Annotated in this window: 14 protein-coding genes; 8 read left to right on the top strand and 6 right to left on the bottom strand. The window is 69.6% G+C overall.

Features of this window, described 5'->3' with window-relative positions:
- Positions 1 to 242: 242 nt before the first annotated feature.
- From NBW77_RS01055 to NBW77_RS01035, 5 genes are read left to right on the top strand one after another with little or no spacing between them, the layout of a single operon-like run.
- Positions 243 to 1,376 carry a DUF7847 domain-containing protein gene (locus tag NBW77_RS01055; RefSeq protein ID WP_250279152.1) on the top strand — a complete coding sequence of 378 codons (1,134 nt, stop codon included), beginning with the start codon at positions 243 to 245 and terminating at the stop codon, positions 1,374 to 1,376.
- Positions 1,377 to 1,382: 6 nt separating this feature from the next.
- The gene (locus NBW77_RS01050) at positions 1,383 to 2,027 is read left to right on the top strand and encodes a DUF4129 domain-containing protein (protein ID WP_131745690.1); all 645 of its coding nucleotides are present in this window, start codon (positions 1,383 to 1,385) and stop codon (positions 2,025 to 2,027) included.
- Positions 2,024 to 3,289 (top strand): DUF4350 domain-containing protein, encoded by a 1,266-nt coding sequence (locus NBW77_RS01045; RefSeq protein WP_250279151.1) that lies wholly within the window; start codon positions 2,024 to 2,026, stop codon positions 3,287 to 3,289. The genes NBW77_RS01050 and NBW77_RS01045 overlap by 4 nt, the downstream gene beginning before the upstream one ends.
- Positions 3,286 to 4,506: an AAA family ATPase gene (locus tag NBW77_RS01040; RefSeq protein WP_242605635.1), complete on the top strand. Its 1,221-nt coding sequence runs from the start codon at positions 3,286 to 3,288 to the stop codon at positions 4,504 to 4,506. The genes NBW77_RS01045 and NBW77_RS01040 overlap by 4 nt, the downstream gene beginning before the upstream one ends.
- 10 nt (positions 4,507 to 4,516) lie before the next feature.
- The gene (locus NBW77_RS01035) at positions 4,517 to 5,812 is read left to right on the top strand and encodes a DUF58 domain-containing protein (RefSeq protein WP_131745689.1); all 1,296 of its coding nucleotides are present in this window, start codon (positions 4,517 to 4,519) and stop codon (positions 5,810 to 5,812) included.
- 30 nt (positions 5,813 to 5,842) lie between these two features.
- On the opposite strand, the gene NBW77_RS01030 is transcribed toward NBW77_RS01035, so the two are convergent.
- On the bottom strand, positions 5,843 to 6,850 hold the full coding sequence (locus NBW77_RS01030) for a stage II sporulation protein M (RefSeq protein WP_131745688.1): 1,008 nt from the start codon (positions 6,848 to 6,850) through the stop codon (positions 5,843 to 5,845).
- 246 nt (positions 6,851 to 7,096) lie between these two features.
- Between NBW77_RS01030 and NBW77_RS01025 the strand changes: the two genes are divergently transcribed.
- Positions 7,097 to 8,122, top strand: coding sequence for an RDD family protein (locus NBW77_RS01025; protein ID WP_242605634.1), 1,026 nt, complete (start codon positions 7,097 to 7,099; stop codon positions 8,120 to 8,122).
- Between the two features lie 13 nt (positions 8,123 to 8,135).
- Here the strand turns inward: NBW77_RS01025 and ahcY are convergent, their stop codons facing one another.
- Positions 8,136 to 9,407, bottom strand: a complete 1,272-nt coding sequence (ahcY, locus tag NBW77_RS01020) for an adenosylhomocysteinase (protein WP_250279150.1) — start codon at positions 9,405 to 9,407, stop codon at positions 8,136 to 8,138.
- A gap of 195 nt (positions 9,408 to 9,602) precedes the next feature.
- Here ahcY and NBW77_RS01015 point away from each other — a divergent pair, with 195 nt between their 5' ends.
- Positions 9,603 to 9,989 carry a MerR family transcriptional regulator gene (locus tag NBW77_RS01015; RefSeq protein WP_242605633.1) on the top strand — a complete coding sequence of 129 codons (387 nt, stop codon included), beginning with the start codon at positions 9,603 to 9,605 and terminating at the stop codon, positions 9,987 to 9,989.
- 271 nt (positions 9,990 to 10,260) lie between these two features.
- Here NBW77_RS01015 and NBW77_RS01010 read toward each other — a convergent pair whose 3' ends face one another.
- Positions 10,261 to 10,563: a hypothetical protein gene (locus tag NBW77_RS01010; RefSeq protein ID WP_131745685.1), complete on the bottom strand. Its 303-nt coding sequence runs from the start codon at positions 10,561 to 10,563 to the stop codon at positions 10,261 to 10,263.
- A 522-nt stretch (positions 10,564 to 11,085) separates the two neighbouring features.
- Between NBW77_RS01010 and NBW77_RS01005 the strand changes: the two genes are divergently transcribed.
- The gene (locus tag NBW77_RS01005) at positions 11,086 to 13,359 is read left to right on the top strand and encodes a transglycosylase domain-containing protein (protein ID WP_242605632.1); all 2,274 of its coding nucleotides are present in this window, start codon (positions 11,086 to 11,088) and stop codon (positions 13,357 to 13,359) included.
- An 86-nt stretch (positions 13,360 to 13,445) separates the two neighbouring features.
- Here NBW77_RS01005 and NBW77_RS01000 read toward each other — a convergent pair whose 3' ends face one another.
- The 3 genes from NBW77_RS01000 to NBW77_RS00990 are packed head-to-tail and all read right to left on the bottom strand — an operon-like array spanning position 13,446 to position 16,276.
- Positions 13,446 to 14,648: an SIS domain-containing protein gene (locus NBW77_RS01000; RefSeq protein ID WP_502799411.1), complete on the bottom strand. Its 1,203-nt coding sequence runs from the start codon at positions 14,646 to 14,648 to the stop codon at positions 13,446 to 13,448.
- A gap of 51 nt (positions 14,649 to 14,699) precedes the next feature.
- Positions 14,700 to 14,912 carry a Trm112 family protein gene (locus tag NBW77_RS00995; RefSeq protein WP_131745684.1) on the bottom strand — a complete coding sequence of 71 codons (213 nt, stop codon included), beginning with the start codon at positions 14,910 to 14,912 and terminating at the stop codon, positions 14,700 to 14,702.
- Positions 14,909 to 16,276, bottom strand: a complete 1,368-nt coding sequence (locus tag NBW77_RS00990) for a phosphomannomutase/phosphoglucomutase (protein WP_502799410.1) — start codon at positions 16,274 to 16,276, stop codon at positions 14,909 to 14,911. Before NBW77_RS00990 ends, NBW77_RS00995 begins: the two co-directional genes overlap by 4 nt.
- Positions 16,277 to 16,283 lie beyond the last annotated feature (7 nt).

Raw genomic sequence — 16,283 nt, 5'->3', positions numbered from 1 at the left:
CGTTGCGACCGCTGTGGCGAACACCTTTCGGGTCCTGTGGACAACCCGCCTGTGGACAACCCGTCGGTGGACGATGGAAATCCTTGTGTTCCGGTACCGCTCGACAAAACAACATCGGCGGTCTGGCACGATCTCATCCGCCAAGTCCCGTACAGGCCTGCCGGTATTGACGGATACGCACGGAAGACTGGGATGATCGCCCACAAGGCGGATCGGGATACCCGGACAGCAAGGAGACCCACATGACCGAAGAACCCGGTTGGAACCAGCCTCAGCAGGGCAGTCCCAACCCCGCGGACGGCCAACGGCAGCCACCACCGGGTTGGGGCCAGCCCCAGGCACCGCCCCCGCCAGGCTGGGGCCAACCCCAGGCACCGCCCCCACCCGGTTGGGGCCAACAGCAACCCCCGCCAGGCTGGGGCCAACCCCAGGCACCGCCCCCACCCGGTTGGGGCCAACAGCAACCCCCGCCCGGCTGGGGCCAACCCCAGGCACCGCCCGGCTGGGGCCAACAGCAGCCGGGCGGAGGCGGGCAATGGGGTCCGCAGGTCCAGGCCGAGAAGCCGGGAATCATTCCGCTGCGACCGCTGGCCGTGGGCGAGATCCTCGACGGCGCCTTCACCGCCGTGCGCCAGAACCCGGGCGCGACGATCGGGCTGACCGTCGCCGCGACCACTGTCGTCCAGATCGTCAGCACCATCCTGACCGCCATCGGCCAGCGCAGCTCCAGCGGCACCGAGATCTTCTTCGGCCTTGTGGGTACCGGGCTGGAGCTCGTTGTCCGCATCGCCCTCGCCGGAGCACTGAGCATTGTGGTCAGCGAGGCGACCCTGGGCAGCAGGATGAACAGCGGGGAGGTGCTGCAACGTATCCGACCTCGCCTGGGTGGACTGATCGGCCTGTCGATCGCGGTAACACTTCTGACCATCCTCGGAATCATCGGGCTGCTTGTCGGCGCGGTCTTCGTGGCGGTCGCGCTGGCCCTGTCGACTCCCGCCTACGTCCTCGAGGGCGGGACGATCGGAACGGCCATGCGGCGCTCGTGGGCGCTGGTCCGCGGTGCCTGGTGGCGGACCTTCGGGATCCTGCTGCTTACCGGCATCATCGCGCTCGTTCTCGGGATTGTTCTCGGGGTTGTTCTCGGGGTGATCCGCAACTCCAGCTCGATGACCGATCCCTACAGCGGCGACCTGACCGCGCTCGGCCTGTTCGTGAACGCCGTCCTCAGCATCGTCGGCAACACCGTGACCACGCCGATCATCGCTGGGGTCGTCGCGCTGGTCTACATTGACCGTCGCATCCGGCTGGAGGGGCTTGACGTGACACTCGCCCAGACGGCGCGGGACCGTGCCGCAGCCAGTCCGCGGTACGAGTAGGAGGTGATGATCGGGCCACCGGTAACCCGCGACGGCGCGGCGGACCAAGCCCACCGGGAACTGTCCAGGGCGATCTACCGCCAGGCCGAGCCGAGCTGGCCCGAGCGCGTCGTGGGCTGGATCGACGATCGACTGACCAATCTCTGGACGGGTGCCACGCAGTCGTCGGGCCACGGCCTCGGAATCGCGGCCGTCGTCATCGTGGTCGCCGTGGTCGTCATTGCCGTGCGGCTCCGGCTCGGCCCTGTCCGTCGCAACGCGAGAACAGCGCCAGCCGACCTTGAGCTGGGCAGCCCGCTGTCGGCGGCGGCCCTGCGGGCCGAAGCCGAAAGACTTGCCGACGCGGGCGCCTTCGGGGAGGCGGTGCGATCACGGCTACGCGCGATCGTACGGATGTTGGAGGAGACGGGAGTGCTGGAACCCCGGCCCGGACGTACCGCGGGCGAGCTTGTCGCCGAGGTCGGCAGGCTCGATCCTGGGACCACGCCCATGCTCGGGGCGGCCGTCACGGTGTTCAGCGAGGTCTGGTACGGCGGGCGCGACGCGTCGCGGGCCTCCTACCAGGTCGTGGTGCGGGCGGACGAAACGCTGGCCGGCATCCGGCCGCTCCCGGCAGGCCAGGCCGCACCCACCTTCACGGTGCCGGCTTGACCACCCTCAGCACGCTGCGAGCGGGGCCTGACCCGAGGACGGTCCGCCGTGCCGTCCGCGTCGTTGCCGCTTTGGCCCTGCTGGTCATCGTCTATGCGGCAGCATCATCCATGATCGAAAGCTCTGGCGGTCGTCCGCTCGACACAACGTCGGCCGCCCCAGGTGGGACCCGGGCACTGGCAGCGCTCATCCGGGAGCGTGGCGTCGAGGTTGCGCCGACGAACGACCCGGCCGAGGCTGCGTCCGGTCCGGGAACAGCCGGTGGGACGATCGTGGTCGCCTACCCGGAACGCGCCACCCCGGAGGCGCTCAACAGGCTTGGCGCGGCGGTCGGGCGCGGCACCGACGTGGTGCTCCTCGAACCGGACACGGCTGTCCTTGCCACGTTGCACCTGCCCGTCACCACCACCGGCGGCGTTCCGCCCGCGGCACCCGCGCCCGCATGTCGGCTGCCCGAGGCCGTGACGGCGCAGGCCGCCACGCTCGGCGGAGGGACGGGTCTGCGCATCACCCGACCCGGCGCCTCCGGGGTGACCGCCTGTTACCCGGTACGTTCGACCCCGACCCTGGTCGTCGTGGACCTGCCGGGTCCGACGCGGGCCGGGGCCCAGCCCGGACGGCTCGTCCTCGTCGGAAGCGCCGATTTCATGACCAACAAGCACCTTGACGAGCAGGGCAATGCCGCGCTCGCGATCGGGCTGCTGAGCCGACACCGAGTTCTGTCATGGGCGATCCCGCAGCCGGGCGGATCCGATTCGGTCGCCGCCCAGCGCGGTCTGGGCGACCTGCTCCCCGACCGGGTCCTGCTCGCCTGCCTTCAGCTTGCCATCGCGACCGTCGTCCTCGCGCTGTGGCGGGGACGACGAATGGGGCCACCGGTGTCCGAACAGCTTGCGGTCGTGGTGCGTGCCGCCGAGACGGTCGAGGGCCGGGGCCGTCTCTACGCCGCGGCGCAGGCCCGGGAACTGGCCGCGGCAGTGCTGCGGGCGGGCCTGCGGGCCCGCCTGGCCAAACGTCTCAGGCTGCCGACGCAGACCCGGTCGGCCGAGCCCGACCCGACCGCCCTCGTCGCCTCGGTCGCCGGCCGGACCGGGCGGTCACCGGTCGAGATCGGATCGCTCCTGTACGGTTCCGACATGACCGGTCAGACCCCGACAAACGGGTTAATGATCCCAGTAGACGGGGCGACCACTGAAGATCATAAACTGGTGGAGCTGGCGGACCAACTCGATACCGTGGACCGACAGGTGACCCTGGGATGAACAACCCCGAAACGTTCAGCAACACCACAGTAACCCCACCGACACGAGAGGTCACAGCCACCGGGTCATCCCTGCCGACCGAACCGAACCCGCATCCCGCTGAGGCACCCGACGACGCCACTCGGGTCAGCGCATCACCGACCGATGTCCCTGCGGCCGATGCGCCGGCAGGCAATGTCCCCGCGGCCGATGCGCCGGCAGGCAATGTCCCCGCGGCCGATGCGCCGGCAACCGGTACGCAGGCACGCCCAGGTGTACCGGATGATCCCGAAGCGGCACGCCGGGCACTGATAGCGCTGCGGGACGAGGTGGGCAAGGCCGTCGTCGGTCAGGACGCCGCCGTCAGCGGCCTTGTCGTCACGCTGCTCTGCCGCGGCCACGCGCTGCTCGAAGGCGTCCCGGGTGTTGCCAAGACCCTGCTGGTGCGAGCCCTTGCCGCGGCTCTGTCCCTCGACACCAAGCGGCTGCAGTTCACCCCCGACCTGATGCCCGGCGACGTCACCGGCTCGCTCGTCTACGACGCCCGTACGTCACAGTTCGCCTTCCGGCAGGGGCCGGTGTTCACGAACCTGCTACTCGCGGATGAGATCAACAGAACGCCTCCGAAGACCCAAGCCGCGTTGCTCGAGGCGATGGAAGAACGCCAGGTCAGTGTCGACGGGTCGCCACGCCGCCTGCCGGTGCCGTTCGCGGTCATCGCCACCCAGAATCCGATCGAGCACGAAGGCACCTACCAGCTTCCGGAGGCCCAGCTCGACCGGTTCCTGCTGAAGCTGGCCGTGTCGCTGCCGCCGCGGGACGACGAGATCCGGGTCCTCGCCCGTCATTCGGCCGGTTTTGACCCGTCCGACCTGGGCGCGGCCGGGATCCGGCCGGTCGCTGGACCGTCCGAGCTGGCCGTCGCCCGCAGGGCCATGGGCGGTGTGCAGATCCATCCGGAAATACTCGGCTACATCGTCGATCTTGTCCGGGCCACGCGTGCGGCCCCTTCTGTCCAGCTCGGGGTGTCACCTCGCGGAGCAACCGCCCTGCTGGCCACCACACGGGCCTGGGCGTGGCTGTCCGGGCGGACGTACGCCACACCGGACGACGTCAAGGCACTCGCCCGCCCCACCCTGCGACACCGGATCGCGTTGCGGCCCGAGGCCGAACTCGAAGGCGTCACCGCGGACACCGTCCTCAACCAGGTGCTGGCCACCGTGCCCGTCCCGCGGTAGCGGGCGCACAGTGGCCATCACCGGGCGGGCCGCCATGCTCGCCTTCGCCGGCGTACTGGCCGTGCTGCTCTCCCCGGCTCCGGCGCCGACCCTGGTGCTGGTCAACGCCGCACTCCTGCTGATGGTCGGGGCGGACATCATGCTCGCCGGCAGGGTGCGAAGGCTTGAGTTCACCCGGTCCGGGCCGACCTCGGCACGGCTCGGCGAACCGGTGACGATCGTTCTGGCGGTGACGAACACCGGCCGGCGGACGGTAAGGGCCCGCGTCCGGGACGCCTGGCCGCCGTCGTCCGGCGCGCAGCCGCGGATCCTGAACGTGACGGTCCCGGCCGGGCAGCGACGTTTCTTCGAGGTGGTGCTGCGGCCCACCCGGCGGGGTGACCGCCGCCCGTTCCGCATCACCGTGCGCTCGCTGGGGCCGCTCGGTCTGGCCGGCCGGCAGGGACGCCACAGCGCACCGTGGACGTTGCGGGTACTGCCGCCGTTCACCTCCCGCCGGCACGTTCCGGCGGCGTTCGCCCGCCTCCAGGAGATCGAAGGCGATGTGACGCTGCGGGGCGGAGGGCAGGGTTCGGAGTTCGACAGCCTTCGCGACTACGTTCCAGGGGACGACGTCCGCATGATCGACTGGCGGGCCAGCGCACGGCGCGGCGCGGTGGCGGTCAAGTCGTTCCGTCCGGAGCAGGACCGCCGGGTCGTCTGCGTCCTGGACACCGGGCGGACCAGCGCCGGCCGGATCGGCGACACCCCACGTCTTGACCACGCGATGGACGCCGCACTGCTGCTCGCCGCCGTCGCCGCCCGCGCCGGCGACCGGATCGGCCTGATCGCGCATGACACGGCCGCGCAGGCGATCCTGCCTGCGACGGGTGGCCTGGATCTCCTGGTCCGGATGAGCGCGGCGATGGCGCTGGTGGAGCCGGTGCTCGCCGAGGCCGACCATCGCGCGATCGTCTCGTCGGTGTTACGCACCGCCGGACGACGCTCCCTGGTCGTGCTGTTCACGGAACTGGCACCCGCGGTGATCGAAGAAGGCCTGCTGCCAGCGCTGCCGGCGCTGACCGCCCGGCATACCGTCCTGGTCGCGGCGGTGAGCGACCCTCGCGTGGCCGAACTCTCGACCGGACGCGGCAACGTCCGCGCTGTCTATGCGGCCGCGGCGGCAGAACAGACGCTGCTGCGACGGCGCCAGCTCACCGGGATGCTGCGCCACCGCGGTGTGCAGGTCGTGGACGCGCCACCGGCGACCTTCGCGGCGGCCGTCACCGAGATCTACCTGACGCTCAAGTCCACCGGCGGCCTGTAGCAGTGCACCGGACCGCTCCGTCGACGCGGGTCACCCGGTCGGCGCGAGGTCGGCGGACAGATCGCCGTCCAGGTCGCCCGACTCCCCCGCGGCCACGGCACGACGCCCGTAAACCCTGATGTACCCGACGAACAGCCCCAACCCGACGGCCCCGATGCCGATCCGAACCCCGGCCGGCAGGGACGACGGCGTCACGAACGCCTCGATCAGACCGCTGAACGCGAGCGCCACGGCCAACCCGAGGGAGATCCCGACAGCGGCCCGGCCCTCCGCGGCCAGCGCCTCGACCCGCCGCCGCGGACCCGGATCAATGACGGTCCACCCGAGGCGCAGCCCGACCGCGCCTGCGATGAAGACGACGGTCAGCTCCAACATCCCGTGCGGCAGGATCAGCGTGAAGAACTGCGACGACTCACCGCAGCTCGCCATGTAGCCGCCGGTGATCCCCAGGTTGACCGAGTTCGCCAGCAGTACGGCCAGGGTCGGCAACCCCAGCAGTGCACCGAAAGCGATGGCGGAGGCCGTCACCCAGGCGTTGTTCGTCCACACCTGCGCGGCAAAGGAGGACGCGGGATTCTCCGAGTAGTACCGGGCGAAGTCCGTCCGGCACAGTTCCTGTACCTCGTTCGACGGGAGCAGGCCGCTGTACGCGGCGGGGGTGTGTACCACCCACTGGCCGAGCGCGACGGCGACGGCGAGGCAGGCAACGCAGGTGGCGAGCACCCAGACCCGGCGCACGTACACCGCCGCCGGAAATGTCACGGTGAAGAACCTGGCGACGGCATACCAGCCCGGGTCCCGGGTCCCGGCGACGACCGAGCGCGCCCGGGTCACCGTACCTGCGAGCCGATCGACCAGCATCGGGTCCGGATAGCGGCTGCGGATCACCGAAAGGTGCGTGGCAACCTTCTGGTACAGCTCCACCAGCTCGTCGAGCTCCGCGCCGGACATCCGGCGCGGCCGCGCGGCCCGCCGGACAAGAACCTCCAGACGGGCCCATTCACCGCGGTGGAGGCTGACATACGCGTCGAGGTCCATCGCGTCTCCCGCCTCTCCACCACGTTCAGGACCCGGTTCCGGTATCGGCACACATCAGACGATCGGGAACAACGGGAGAAGAATAACGGGTGGTTCTCCCCGGGTGGGGTATACGCGCCGGCCAGGTTGTCCGGTTCCCGTGGCCCCCTGGTCACGCTGTCGCGCGAGCGCATGATGGTCGACGGGACCGTCACACGACAGGATGGCGGTGGACAGACACATACCCGCACGGACCGGAGGCGCCGCGTGAGCCAGTTCGTCACGGGTGAGGCAGTTCCGATCGACCTTCGGATCGCCCGGCTCGGCTCACGCAGCATCGCCGGCCTGGTGGATCTCGGCCTTCAGTTCATCGCGCTGTTGCTGCTGGCCTGGCTGACGTTCGAGATCGTCGCCCCGGACGACGACGCGCTCGCCTCCGCGACATATCTGATCGTGCTGGTCCTCGTGGTGGTCGGATACCCAGTCGCAACGGAGACGCTCCTGAAGGGACGCACCGTCGGCAAGGCGACCATGGGGCTGCGGGTCGTCCGGGACGACGGGGGGCCGATCCGTTTCCGTCATGCCTTCGTCCGGGGGCTGGTCGGTGCGGTGGTCGAGCGACCGGGTGCGCTCCTGGGGGTCCCGGCCGTCATCAGCATGCTGATCTCGGAGAAGTCCAAGCGTCTCGGGGATCTACTCGCCGGCACAGTTGTCCTGCAGGAACGCATCCCGCGTGGTAACACCGTGCCCGCGACGATGCCGCCGCAGCTCGCCGCGTGGGCGTCGACCCTGGACCTGTCCTCGTTCGGGGACACCCTGGCGCTTGCCGTCCGCCAGTTCCTCGGCCGCGTGCAGGACCTGTCACCCGAGGCACGTGACCGCCTCGGCGGCCAGCTCGTCGCCTCCGTGCAGGCGGTCGTGACGCCTCCGCCACCACCGGGCACACCTGGCGGGGCGTACCTGTCCGCGGTCCTCGCCGAACGCACCGCACGCGCGCACCGGCGACTTTTCGGTGGCGTACCCGCATGGTTGCCCGGCCCTGCGCACAATCCAACCTGGGGATACCAGTACCCGGGGTATCCGCCCGGATACCCCGGGTACCCGGCCGGGAGGCATCCCGCCGTGCCCCCCGGCCCACAACCGAGCTGGCCTCAACCCGACCGGACCATCGCCCAGCAGACCCAGCGGACCCAGCCGACCGATCAGACCCAGCAGACCCAGCAGACCGATCAGACCCAGCCGACCGATCAGGCCGAGAAGCCCCCGCCCGGACCTTTCGTCCCCCCGAGCTGATTTCGCCGTGACTTCAGGAGCCGTGCTCCCAGGAGTTAAGGTAGGCCTCCTGCGCCGGGGTGAGCACGTCGATCGCAAGACCCATCGTCGCCAGCTTGAGCCGCGCGACCTCCTTATCAATCTCGGTCGGGACGTCGTGGACACCCGGGGTGAGCGACTGCCAGTTCTTCGTCAGCCACTCGGCGGTCAGCGCCTGGTCCGCGAAGGACATGTCCATGACCGCGGCCGGGTGGCCCTCGGCAGCCCCCAGGTTGACCAGTCGGCCCTCGGCGAGCAGCAGCAGGCGGCGGCCATCGGCCAACACGTACTCGTCGGTCTGGTGGCGTACCCGACGCGGGCCGGAGACCGCCAGGTCGGACAGCGCGACAATGTCGATCTCGATGTCGAAGTGCCCCGAGTTCGCGAAGATCGCACCGTCCTTCATGGCCTCGAAGTGCTCGCGACGCAGGACGTCCCGGTTGCCGGTGACGGTGATGAAGACGTCACCGATGGCGGCAGCCTCAATCATCGGCAGGACGCGGAAGCCGTCCATTGCGGCGTCCAGCGCCTTGGTCGGATCGATCTCGGTGACGACCACGTTGGCGCCCATACCCTTGGCCCGCGATGACACGCCCCGGCCACAGTATCCATACCCGGCGACCACGACGGTCTTGCCGGCCAGCAGGGTGTTGGTGGCCCGGAAGATCGCGTCCAGCGTCGACTGGCCGGTGCCGTACCGGTTGTCGAACATGTGCTTGGTGTCGGTGTCGTTGACCGCCACCATCGGGAAGCGCAGCGCACCGTCCTTGGTCATCTGACGCAGCCGGATGACCCCGGTGGTGGTCTCCTCGCAACCGCCGCGGATGCCTGCGAGCAGCTCCGTCCGGGTGGTGTGCAAGGTGTTGACCAGGTCGCAACCGTCATCGAAGACATAGTGCGGAGCGCCGTCCAGCGCAGCGTTGATATGTGCGTAGTAGCCGTCGCGGTCCACACCGTTGCGCGCGAAGGTGGGGATGCCGTACTCGGTGACCAGCGCGGCGGCGGTGTCGTCCTGGGTGGACAGCGGGTTGGAGGCACACAGCGCAAGCTCGGCGCCACCGGCCGCGAGCGCCCGCATGAGGTTGGCGGTCTCGGTCGTCACATGCATACAGGCGGCGATCTTCGCACCCTCGAACGGGCGCTCAAGCGCGAAACGGTCGCGGATCTGGCGGAGAACCGGCATGGACCGGTCCGCCCATTCGATCCGCGTCCTGCCCTGCTGGGCGAGAGCAAGGTCGGCCACATCGTTCTTGGGCAGTTCTGCCATCCGGCTTCTCCTGTCGACGGGGCTGCGAGTCTCACGCAACCGGGGATCACGCAACCGGGGATCACGCGACCGGGGATCACGCGACCACCGTCACCCTTTCGGTCACCGGCCCACACTGTCAAGTAACCTGACATCTTCTTGTCAAGATAGGTAGGAACGAGATCAACCATGTCGGGAAGACCAGATGTAAGACGCGTGTTCGATGCAATCCGGACCAACGTTCGCCTGCGTCCCAGCGAGCGGCTCCCGATCACCCGCGCTGCGACCGTCCTCGGCACGACCCCGCGGATGCTGCGCTACCGGGAGTCCCTCGGCCTGCTCATCCCCATGCGTTCCGCCGGAGGCCACCGCGAATACGGCGAGCGCGACCTCGTCGCCGCCGCCTACGCGGACGAACTCGAACGACGTTACGACATCGGCCCCCGCGACCTGGCGTTTGCTCTGCGTGTCCTCACCGATCCCGAGGTGGCCGCCGACGTCCGTGGACTCGGTCGGCTCAACCACCGGCTCGCCTCCACACCGGTCGAGGCCCTCGATTTCGACGCCCAGAAAGCTCGCCGCCTGCTCCGGATGCAGACCTGACACCCACCCCGGCAGGGTGCTCCGTCCGATCGGACGGGCGGCGCGGACGGGCGGCGCGAACGGGCCGGTCAGACGGGCGGCGCGAACGGGCGGTGCCCGTCGGTCCCGCAATCCGGACAGGGCCAGGTGACCTTGATCTGGCATGGCTCACCAGTGACACTGGCGACCTGGAGCGAACCCACCCGGCCGAGGCCCTCACAGGTCGGGCAGAGCATGTTCACCTCGCGCGTGACCGGCTCACGCGGCCTGTCGCCCGGGGCCGCCTCGGCGCTCACCTCGTGCGTCCGGGAACGCTGCCAGCACCGTCACAGGTCCCGCAACAGACCAGACGGTTCGTGGTGAAGCCGCCGTCGGAGTCCTCACCCGCGAAGAACTTCGGTACCTCACCCATACCACGGCAAGTGGGACACAGTTGCCTGCCATAGCCGCCCGCACCGCCGGTGCCTGCGGCCGCGGCTTTGCCGCTGTCGTCCGCGCGCCTGCCCATGACCGCGTCCTGGTCCTTACCCTGGTCCCTGTCCTTACGGCCCATCGTGCCCGCCTCCGCGCCACTGCGGAGCAGTCCCGTGGTCACGGGACCACTGTAGGCAACACGATATGCGTAGCCCGGACATCAGGGGCCTTCACCACCGGACGGGCCACACTGTGAACCGGGTCGGCCAGGGTCCGGGTCGGCCACGATCCGGTCGCCGATACGAAGGGGATGTTCGGGTCCATACCGTTGCATCCGGGACAGGCTCGACGTCCCGACACCGCCCAGCCGTTCCCGACACCGCCGGACAACCCGGGAACTCCACCGTCCGGGCGTTCACCCCCGGCCAGAACCACCAGGATCAACATCCCCACATCTGACGCGGACCACGCGCGGCGAATGCCAGCAGTATGCGGGGGCGGCGACAATGCCTTGGACGGCGTCACGCATGCTTGGCGTCGTGGGAACTGGCCGCAGGCGCCCATCGCCCTGTCCGGCCCATCACAGGAGGTGACGTCGACGGCCGCCCAGAGAGACTCCGCAAACCGTGCACGACCGCGACGTCGGACGGTTGGCGCCGGCGTCGCCTCGGATGCACCGCAGCCCTCCGACAACCTCGCGGCCATGACCGGGTCAGCCGGTACGGACCCGGTCGCGGGGGACGGTCGAGCGGGTGGCGGCACCACGGGCGCAGGTGGTACCGGACCGCTGTTCAACCGCGACCTGCTCACCCGCATCGGGATGATCACCATTGCCGCCGGAGTCGGTCTCGCCCTGCTGTTCCTGCCCGTGGTCAGCGCTGTCGGCCTGTTCGCGAAAGCCTCGGCCGACCACTACCTCTCGCTGCCCGCCGAACTGGTCACTCCGCCGCTCCCGCAGAGCTCCCGCATCGTCGCCGCCGACGGCAGCCTCATCGCTACCCTGCGCGGCACGGAGAACCGGACCGTTGTCGACGGCAAGGCCATCCCGCAGATCATGCGGCAGGCGATCGTCGCCATCGAGGACTCGCGGTTCTACTCCCATGCCGGGATCGACATCAAGGGCGTGGTCCGGGCAGCCCTGCGCAACAGCGAGGCAGGTGATGTCCAGCAGGGCGCGTCAACGCTGACCCAGCAGTACGTCAAGAACGTGCTTCTGCAGAACGCCCGTACGGACAAGCAACGCGACGACGCCGCCGGAACGTCCATCGAACGCAAGCTGCAGGAGGCGCGCTACGCCGGGGAAGTGGAGAAGAAGCTCACCAAGGACGAGATCCTCGAGCGGTATCTCAACATCGCATACTTCGGGAACGGCAACTACGGCGTGGGTACCGCCGCCCAGAACTACTTCGGGACCGGTATCACCACCCTGACCCTGCCGCAGGCGGCGTTGCTGGCCGGGCTCGTACAGAGCCCGTCCCTGTACGACCCGGTGAACCACCCTGACGCGGCCCACACCCGCCGTGACGTCGTCCTCGACCGGATGGCCGAGCTGGGTTACATCACACAGGCCGCGGCCGACACCGCGAAGGCCACCCCGGTGCAGGTGGTCCAGGCCCAGGCCGCGGCGGCTCAGGACTCGTGCGAGTCCGCGAGCGCCCCGTTCTTCTGCGACTATGTCCGCTCCCAGTTGTTGGGCGATCCGAGGCTCGGCGCGACCGACGCCGAACGCGCCCGCCGGGTCTACGAGGGCGGTCTGGTCATCCAGACGACGCTGCAACCCAAGGTCCAGAAGGCGGCGCAGGACACGGTCAACGCCGTCATCGCCCCGACCAACCCGGTGTCGGCCACCGAGGTGGTGGTCGAACCGGGAACCGGCAACATCCTGGCGATGGCGGTGAACCGGGTCTTCGGCTCCAACGCCGCCGCCAACCAGACCAAGGAACCACTGCCGACCAAGGCGGTGTTCCAGCCCGGGTCCACGTTCAAGGCCTTCACCCTCACCGCGGCCCTGGAGGCGGGCTACGGGCTAAACACCCAGTTCTACTCGCCGGCCTGTTACGTCTCCAAGATATTCCCCCTCGCGGACCGGCATGACGGCAGCGACTGCCCCAAGGGTTACGCCAATGCCGAGCCGGACGAAAGCGGCATCTACGATATATCCGAGGCGACCTGGAAGTCGGTGAACACCTACTACATCCAACTTGAGGAGAAAGTCGGCGTACCCGCCGTCGTCAAGATGGCGAACCGACTGGGCATCCCCTCGTCCTCCCTGAAGGGAATCTCTTCCAAACAGGGCGATCTGACCCTCGGTCACCCGAAGATCGCACCCCTGGATCTGGCCGACGCCTACGCGACACTCGCCGCGCACGGGATCCACTGCGATACGCGCTATGCCACCTCGGCCACCGACTCCACCGGGCAGAAGGTCGACATCGCCCCGGCGCCCGTCTGCCAGCGGGTCGTGTCCGCCGGGGTGGCGGACACCGCCACGAGCGTCCTGGAAGGCGTGGTCACGCAGGGCACCGGGTACCCGAACGCGGCGGCGGTCGGACGCCCGGCCGCGGGTAAGACCGGGACCATGGACAACTACACCGCCGCCTGGTTCGTCGGGTACACCCCGCAGATGTCCGCCGCGGTCGCCGTCGGCAACCCGAAGGGCCCGGAGGGCAACCCACTGAGAGGGATCACCGCGGACGGCCGGACCTGGCCTCGGGTGTTCGGCGGCGACCTCCCTGCGATCATCTGGGGCCGGTCGATGCGTCTGGCGCTCGCCGGCGTCCCGGCCCTGCCACTGGCGGACGCCGACCCTGTCGTGGCACAGGGAACCAAGGGCGGGCTGCTGTCCACCCCACCGCCGGCACCGATTCCCGTACCGGTACCGGGCGATCCGGGTGCGGTGCCCCAACCGGGCGCCACCCCACCGTCGCCAGGCGCCACCACACCAGCCGTCCAACCGACTGTGATCCGAATACGCTGACGAGGAGAAGCGCGTACCGCTCAGAAGTAGCCGGTCGGCAGCTGGGCGGCAGGTTCAACCAGGAACGACATGATCACTATTTCTCTTCATATCACCGGATGCTCCGCGGAAGCAAGGTCACGCGCGGCTGCGACCGGCGTCGGGTCCAGGCCCAGGACGAGACCCAGGTAGACGCTGGCGTAGTCGAACAGCCCCACCAGGGACGCCAGCCGCTCCAGGCGGCTCGGGCCCTGCGCGGACAGCTCTGTCACCGCGACCCCGCGCTCGGCGGCGGCCGCGATCACGGCCTCGGCCTGCCGGGTCACCGTCGGGTGCTCCTCGGCCGGGTCACGCAGCAGCACCAACCGCAACCGCACCGACTCGGCCTGGTCCACCCGGTCACGGAAGAAGTCATCAAGATCTTCAGGGGTTCCGGCCGCGGCACGGATGCCGAACGCCCCGTCGAGGATGCCCGCCTGGACGTGCGCGGCATCCGGCAGCGCGCCGAGCAACGCCGGGTAGCCGGCGTTCGCGGCCAACTGGTCAGCCCCCCGCCCGGCCGCCGCGGCGGTCAGCAGGGTGGTCCCCCACAGCAGCGGCAACGCACCGGCAAGCTCCAGTGCCAGCACCTTCGCGGGGCTGACGAACGTCTCGCTGGTCGGTCGGCACCGCAGCGCCAGGTCCTCCAGCCGGGCCGCCGCGGCCTCGATCGCCGCGTCACCCCCGATGGCAGGCGGAATGATGCGAAGCGAACGCACGGCGACGAGCGCCGGGATCAACAACGCCCAGAAACTCGCCCGGGTCGGTCTACCGTCCGCCGCGACCGCGACGAACGGGGCCCGCGACCGGTCGGCGAGATGAGCCAGCGGCGAGTCAGGCGCGCCCACGGCAACCACCCGACAGCCGCGTCGGTCAGCCTCTTCCAGCGCGGAGAGGGTCTGGGCACTACGCCCCGAACCGGACACCGCGATCACCGCATCGGTGACGCCCACCCACCCCGGTAGACCGAAGCCGCTGGAGCTGATCATAGGAACCGGACATTCCGGCCCGGCCACCGCGGCCAGCGCCGCCCCGATGGCCGCCGAGCTACCTGCCCCGGCAACGAGCACCGCCCGGGGGCGGCCGTCGTCGGCGAGGGAACCGACCGCGGACTCCTGGGCCAGCACCGCCGACTCCCGGACCTGGCGAGCCGAGGACGCGACGTGCAGCAGCATCCCGGCCGGGTCGGCCGCGGTCAACCGGGCAACGTCGTCCAGGATGCCCTCGTCCACTCCCACCGCAGCCCCCGTCTCGTGTTCGGCCCGCCCCATCGGCAAACCCCATCCTGCCAGGGCATACCCGGTCTCAGCGCGTCCCCGCTCTCAGGGCGAGCTGGGTACCGGCGCCGGGACGTCCCCGGTGAACGGGACGGCCTCGTCGAGCAGCATCACCGGGATCTCGTCGCGTACCGGGAAGGCCAGCCCGCACGAGGTGCAGACCAGAACGGGATCACCGGCAAGGCTCTCCTGCCGCAGTGGGGCGTGCGCCGGGCACGGGCAGGCGAGGATCTCCAGCAACAGTGGATCGAGACTCAACGGTCGATCTCCCTTCGATGACGGATGCGGGCGAGGACCTCGTCCCGCACCCTGGACATCGTGGCATAGTCAGGGGCTTCCACATTGAGTCGCAGCAGCGGTTCGGTGTTGGACGGCCGCAGGTTGAACCAGATTCCGTCTCCGAGTTCGACGGTGAGCCCGTCAAGACGGTCGATACCGGAGGCAAGCCCCATATACACCTTTTCGACCTCCGCCATGGCTGCGGTGACGTCCACAACCTCCGAGTTGATCTCCCCGGAAATCGCATAGGACGCATAGCCGTCGAGAAGTGTCGACAGCGGCCGGTCCTGCTCCCCGAGCGCGGCCAGCACGTGCAGGGCGGCAAGCATCCCGGAATCCGCACGCCAGAAGTCCCGGAAATAGAAGTGGCCGGAATGCTCACCACCGAAGACCGCCCCGGTGCGGGCCATCTCCGCCTTGATGAACGAATGCCCGACCCGGGTGCGCACTGGTACACCACCCAGTCTGGTCACGAGCTCGGGCACGGCATGACTGACGATCACATTGTGGATGATCGTGGCACCGGGCTCACGGGCTAGTTCCCGCTCGGCGACCAGCGCGGTGATCGTGGATGGCGAGACGAGTTCGCCGCGTTCGTCCACGACGAAGCAGCGATCCGCGTCACCGTCGAAGGCAAGCCCGATGTCGGCTCCACCGGCGCGCACCGCGGCCTGCAGGTCGCGCAGGTTCTCCGGTTCGATGGGGTTCGCCTCGTGATTCGGGAAGGACCCGTCCAACTCGAAGTAGAGGGGTATCACCGTCAGTGGCAGCCCGTCGAACACGGCGGGGACGGTGAACCCTCCCATGCCGTTGCCCGCGTCCACCGCCACCACGAGCGGGCGGATCGCCGACAGATCCACGAGGGTGTGCAGGTGTCGGGTGTAGTCGGCCAGCAGGTCGCTGCGGGTCACCGTCCCCCGCGGCCCGGTGAACTCCGGCACACCGGCCTCGACCAGTGCCCGGATGTCGCCGAGCCCGGTGTCCTGCCCGATCGGCGCCGCGCCGGCCCGGCACAGCTTGATGCCGTTGTACTTGGCCGGGTTGTGTGACGCGGTGAACATCGCGCCTGGGATGCCCAGCGACCCGGCCGCGAAGTAGAGCAGATCGGTGGAGCCGAGCCCGGCCGCAATCACGTCCGCGCCCTGGCCTGCCGCGCCGGCGGCGAACGCCTCCGACAGCGGTACCGACGACTCGCGCATGTCGTGCGCGACGACGATCCGGTCGGCACCCAGCACATGCACGAAGGCGGCTCCGGCAACTCGCGCGATGTCCTCGTCCAACTCGGACGGTACGACACCCCGAACGTCGTACGCCTTGAAGATCCGTGACAGGTCGTACACCATTGCGACT

The organism is Frankia sp. Cppng1_Ct_nod (assembly GCF_920656135.1).
Taxonomy (GTDB): Bacteria; Actinomycetota; Actinomycetes; order Frankiales; family Frankiaceae; genus Protofrankia; species Protofrankia meridionalis.
The sequence above is the reverse complement of the archived record's forward strand: the minus strand, read 5'-3'. Positions and strand labels throughout refer to the sequence as shown.

Bases quoted from the DNA above. Each gene is read 5' to 3' on its own strand.
- NBW77_RS01050 (WP_131745690.1), top strand. From the start codon at position 1,383: ATGATCGGGCCACCGGTAACCCGCGACGGCGCGGCGGACCAAGCCCAC.
- NBW77_RS00990 (WP_502799410.1), bottom strand. From the start codon at position 16,276: ATGGTGTACGACCTGTCACGGATCTTCAAGGCGTACGACGTTCGGGGT.
- NBW77_RS01040 (WP_242605635.1), top strand. From the start codon at position 3,286: ATGAACAACCCCGAAACGTTCAGCAACACCACAGTAACCCCACCGACA.
- NBW77_RS01030 (WP_131745688.1), bottom strand. From the start codon at position 6,850: ATGGACCTCGACGCGTATGTCAGCCTCCACCGCGGTGAATGGGCCCGT.
- NBW77_RS01000 (WP_502799411.1), bottom strand. From the start codon at position 14,648: ATGGGGCGGGCCGAACACGAGACGGGGGCTGCGGTGGGAGTGGACGAG.
- ahcY (WP_250279150.1), bottom strand. From the start codon at position 9,407: ATGGCAGAACTGCCCAAGAACGATGTGGCCGACCTTGCTCTCGCCCAG.
- NBW77_RS01005 (WP_242605632.1), top strand. From the start codon at position 11,086: ATGACCGGGTCAGCCGGTACGGACCCGGTCGCGGGGGACGGTCGAGCG.
- NBW77_RS01055 (WP_250279152.1), top strand. From the start codon at position 243: ATGACCGAAGAACCCGGTTGGAACCAGCCTCAGCAGGGCAGTCCCAAC.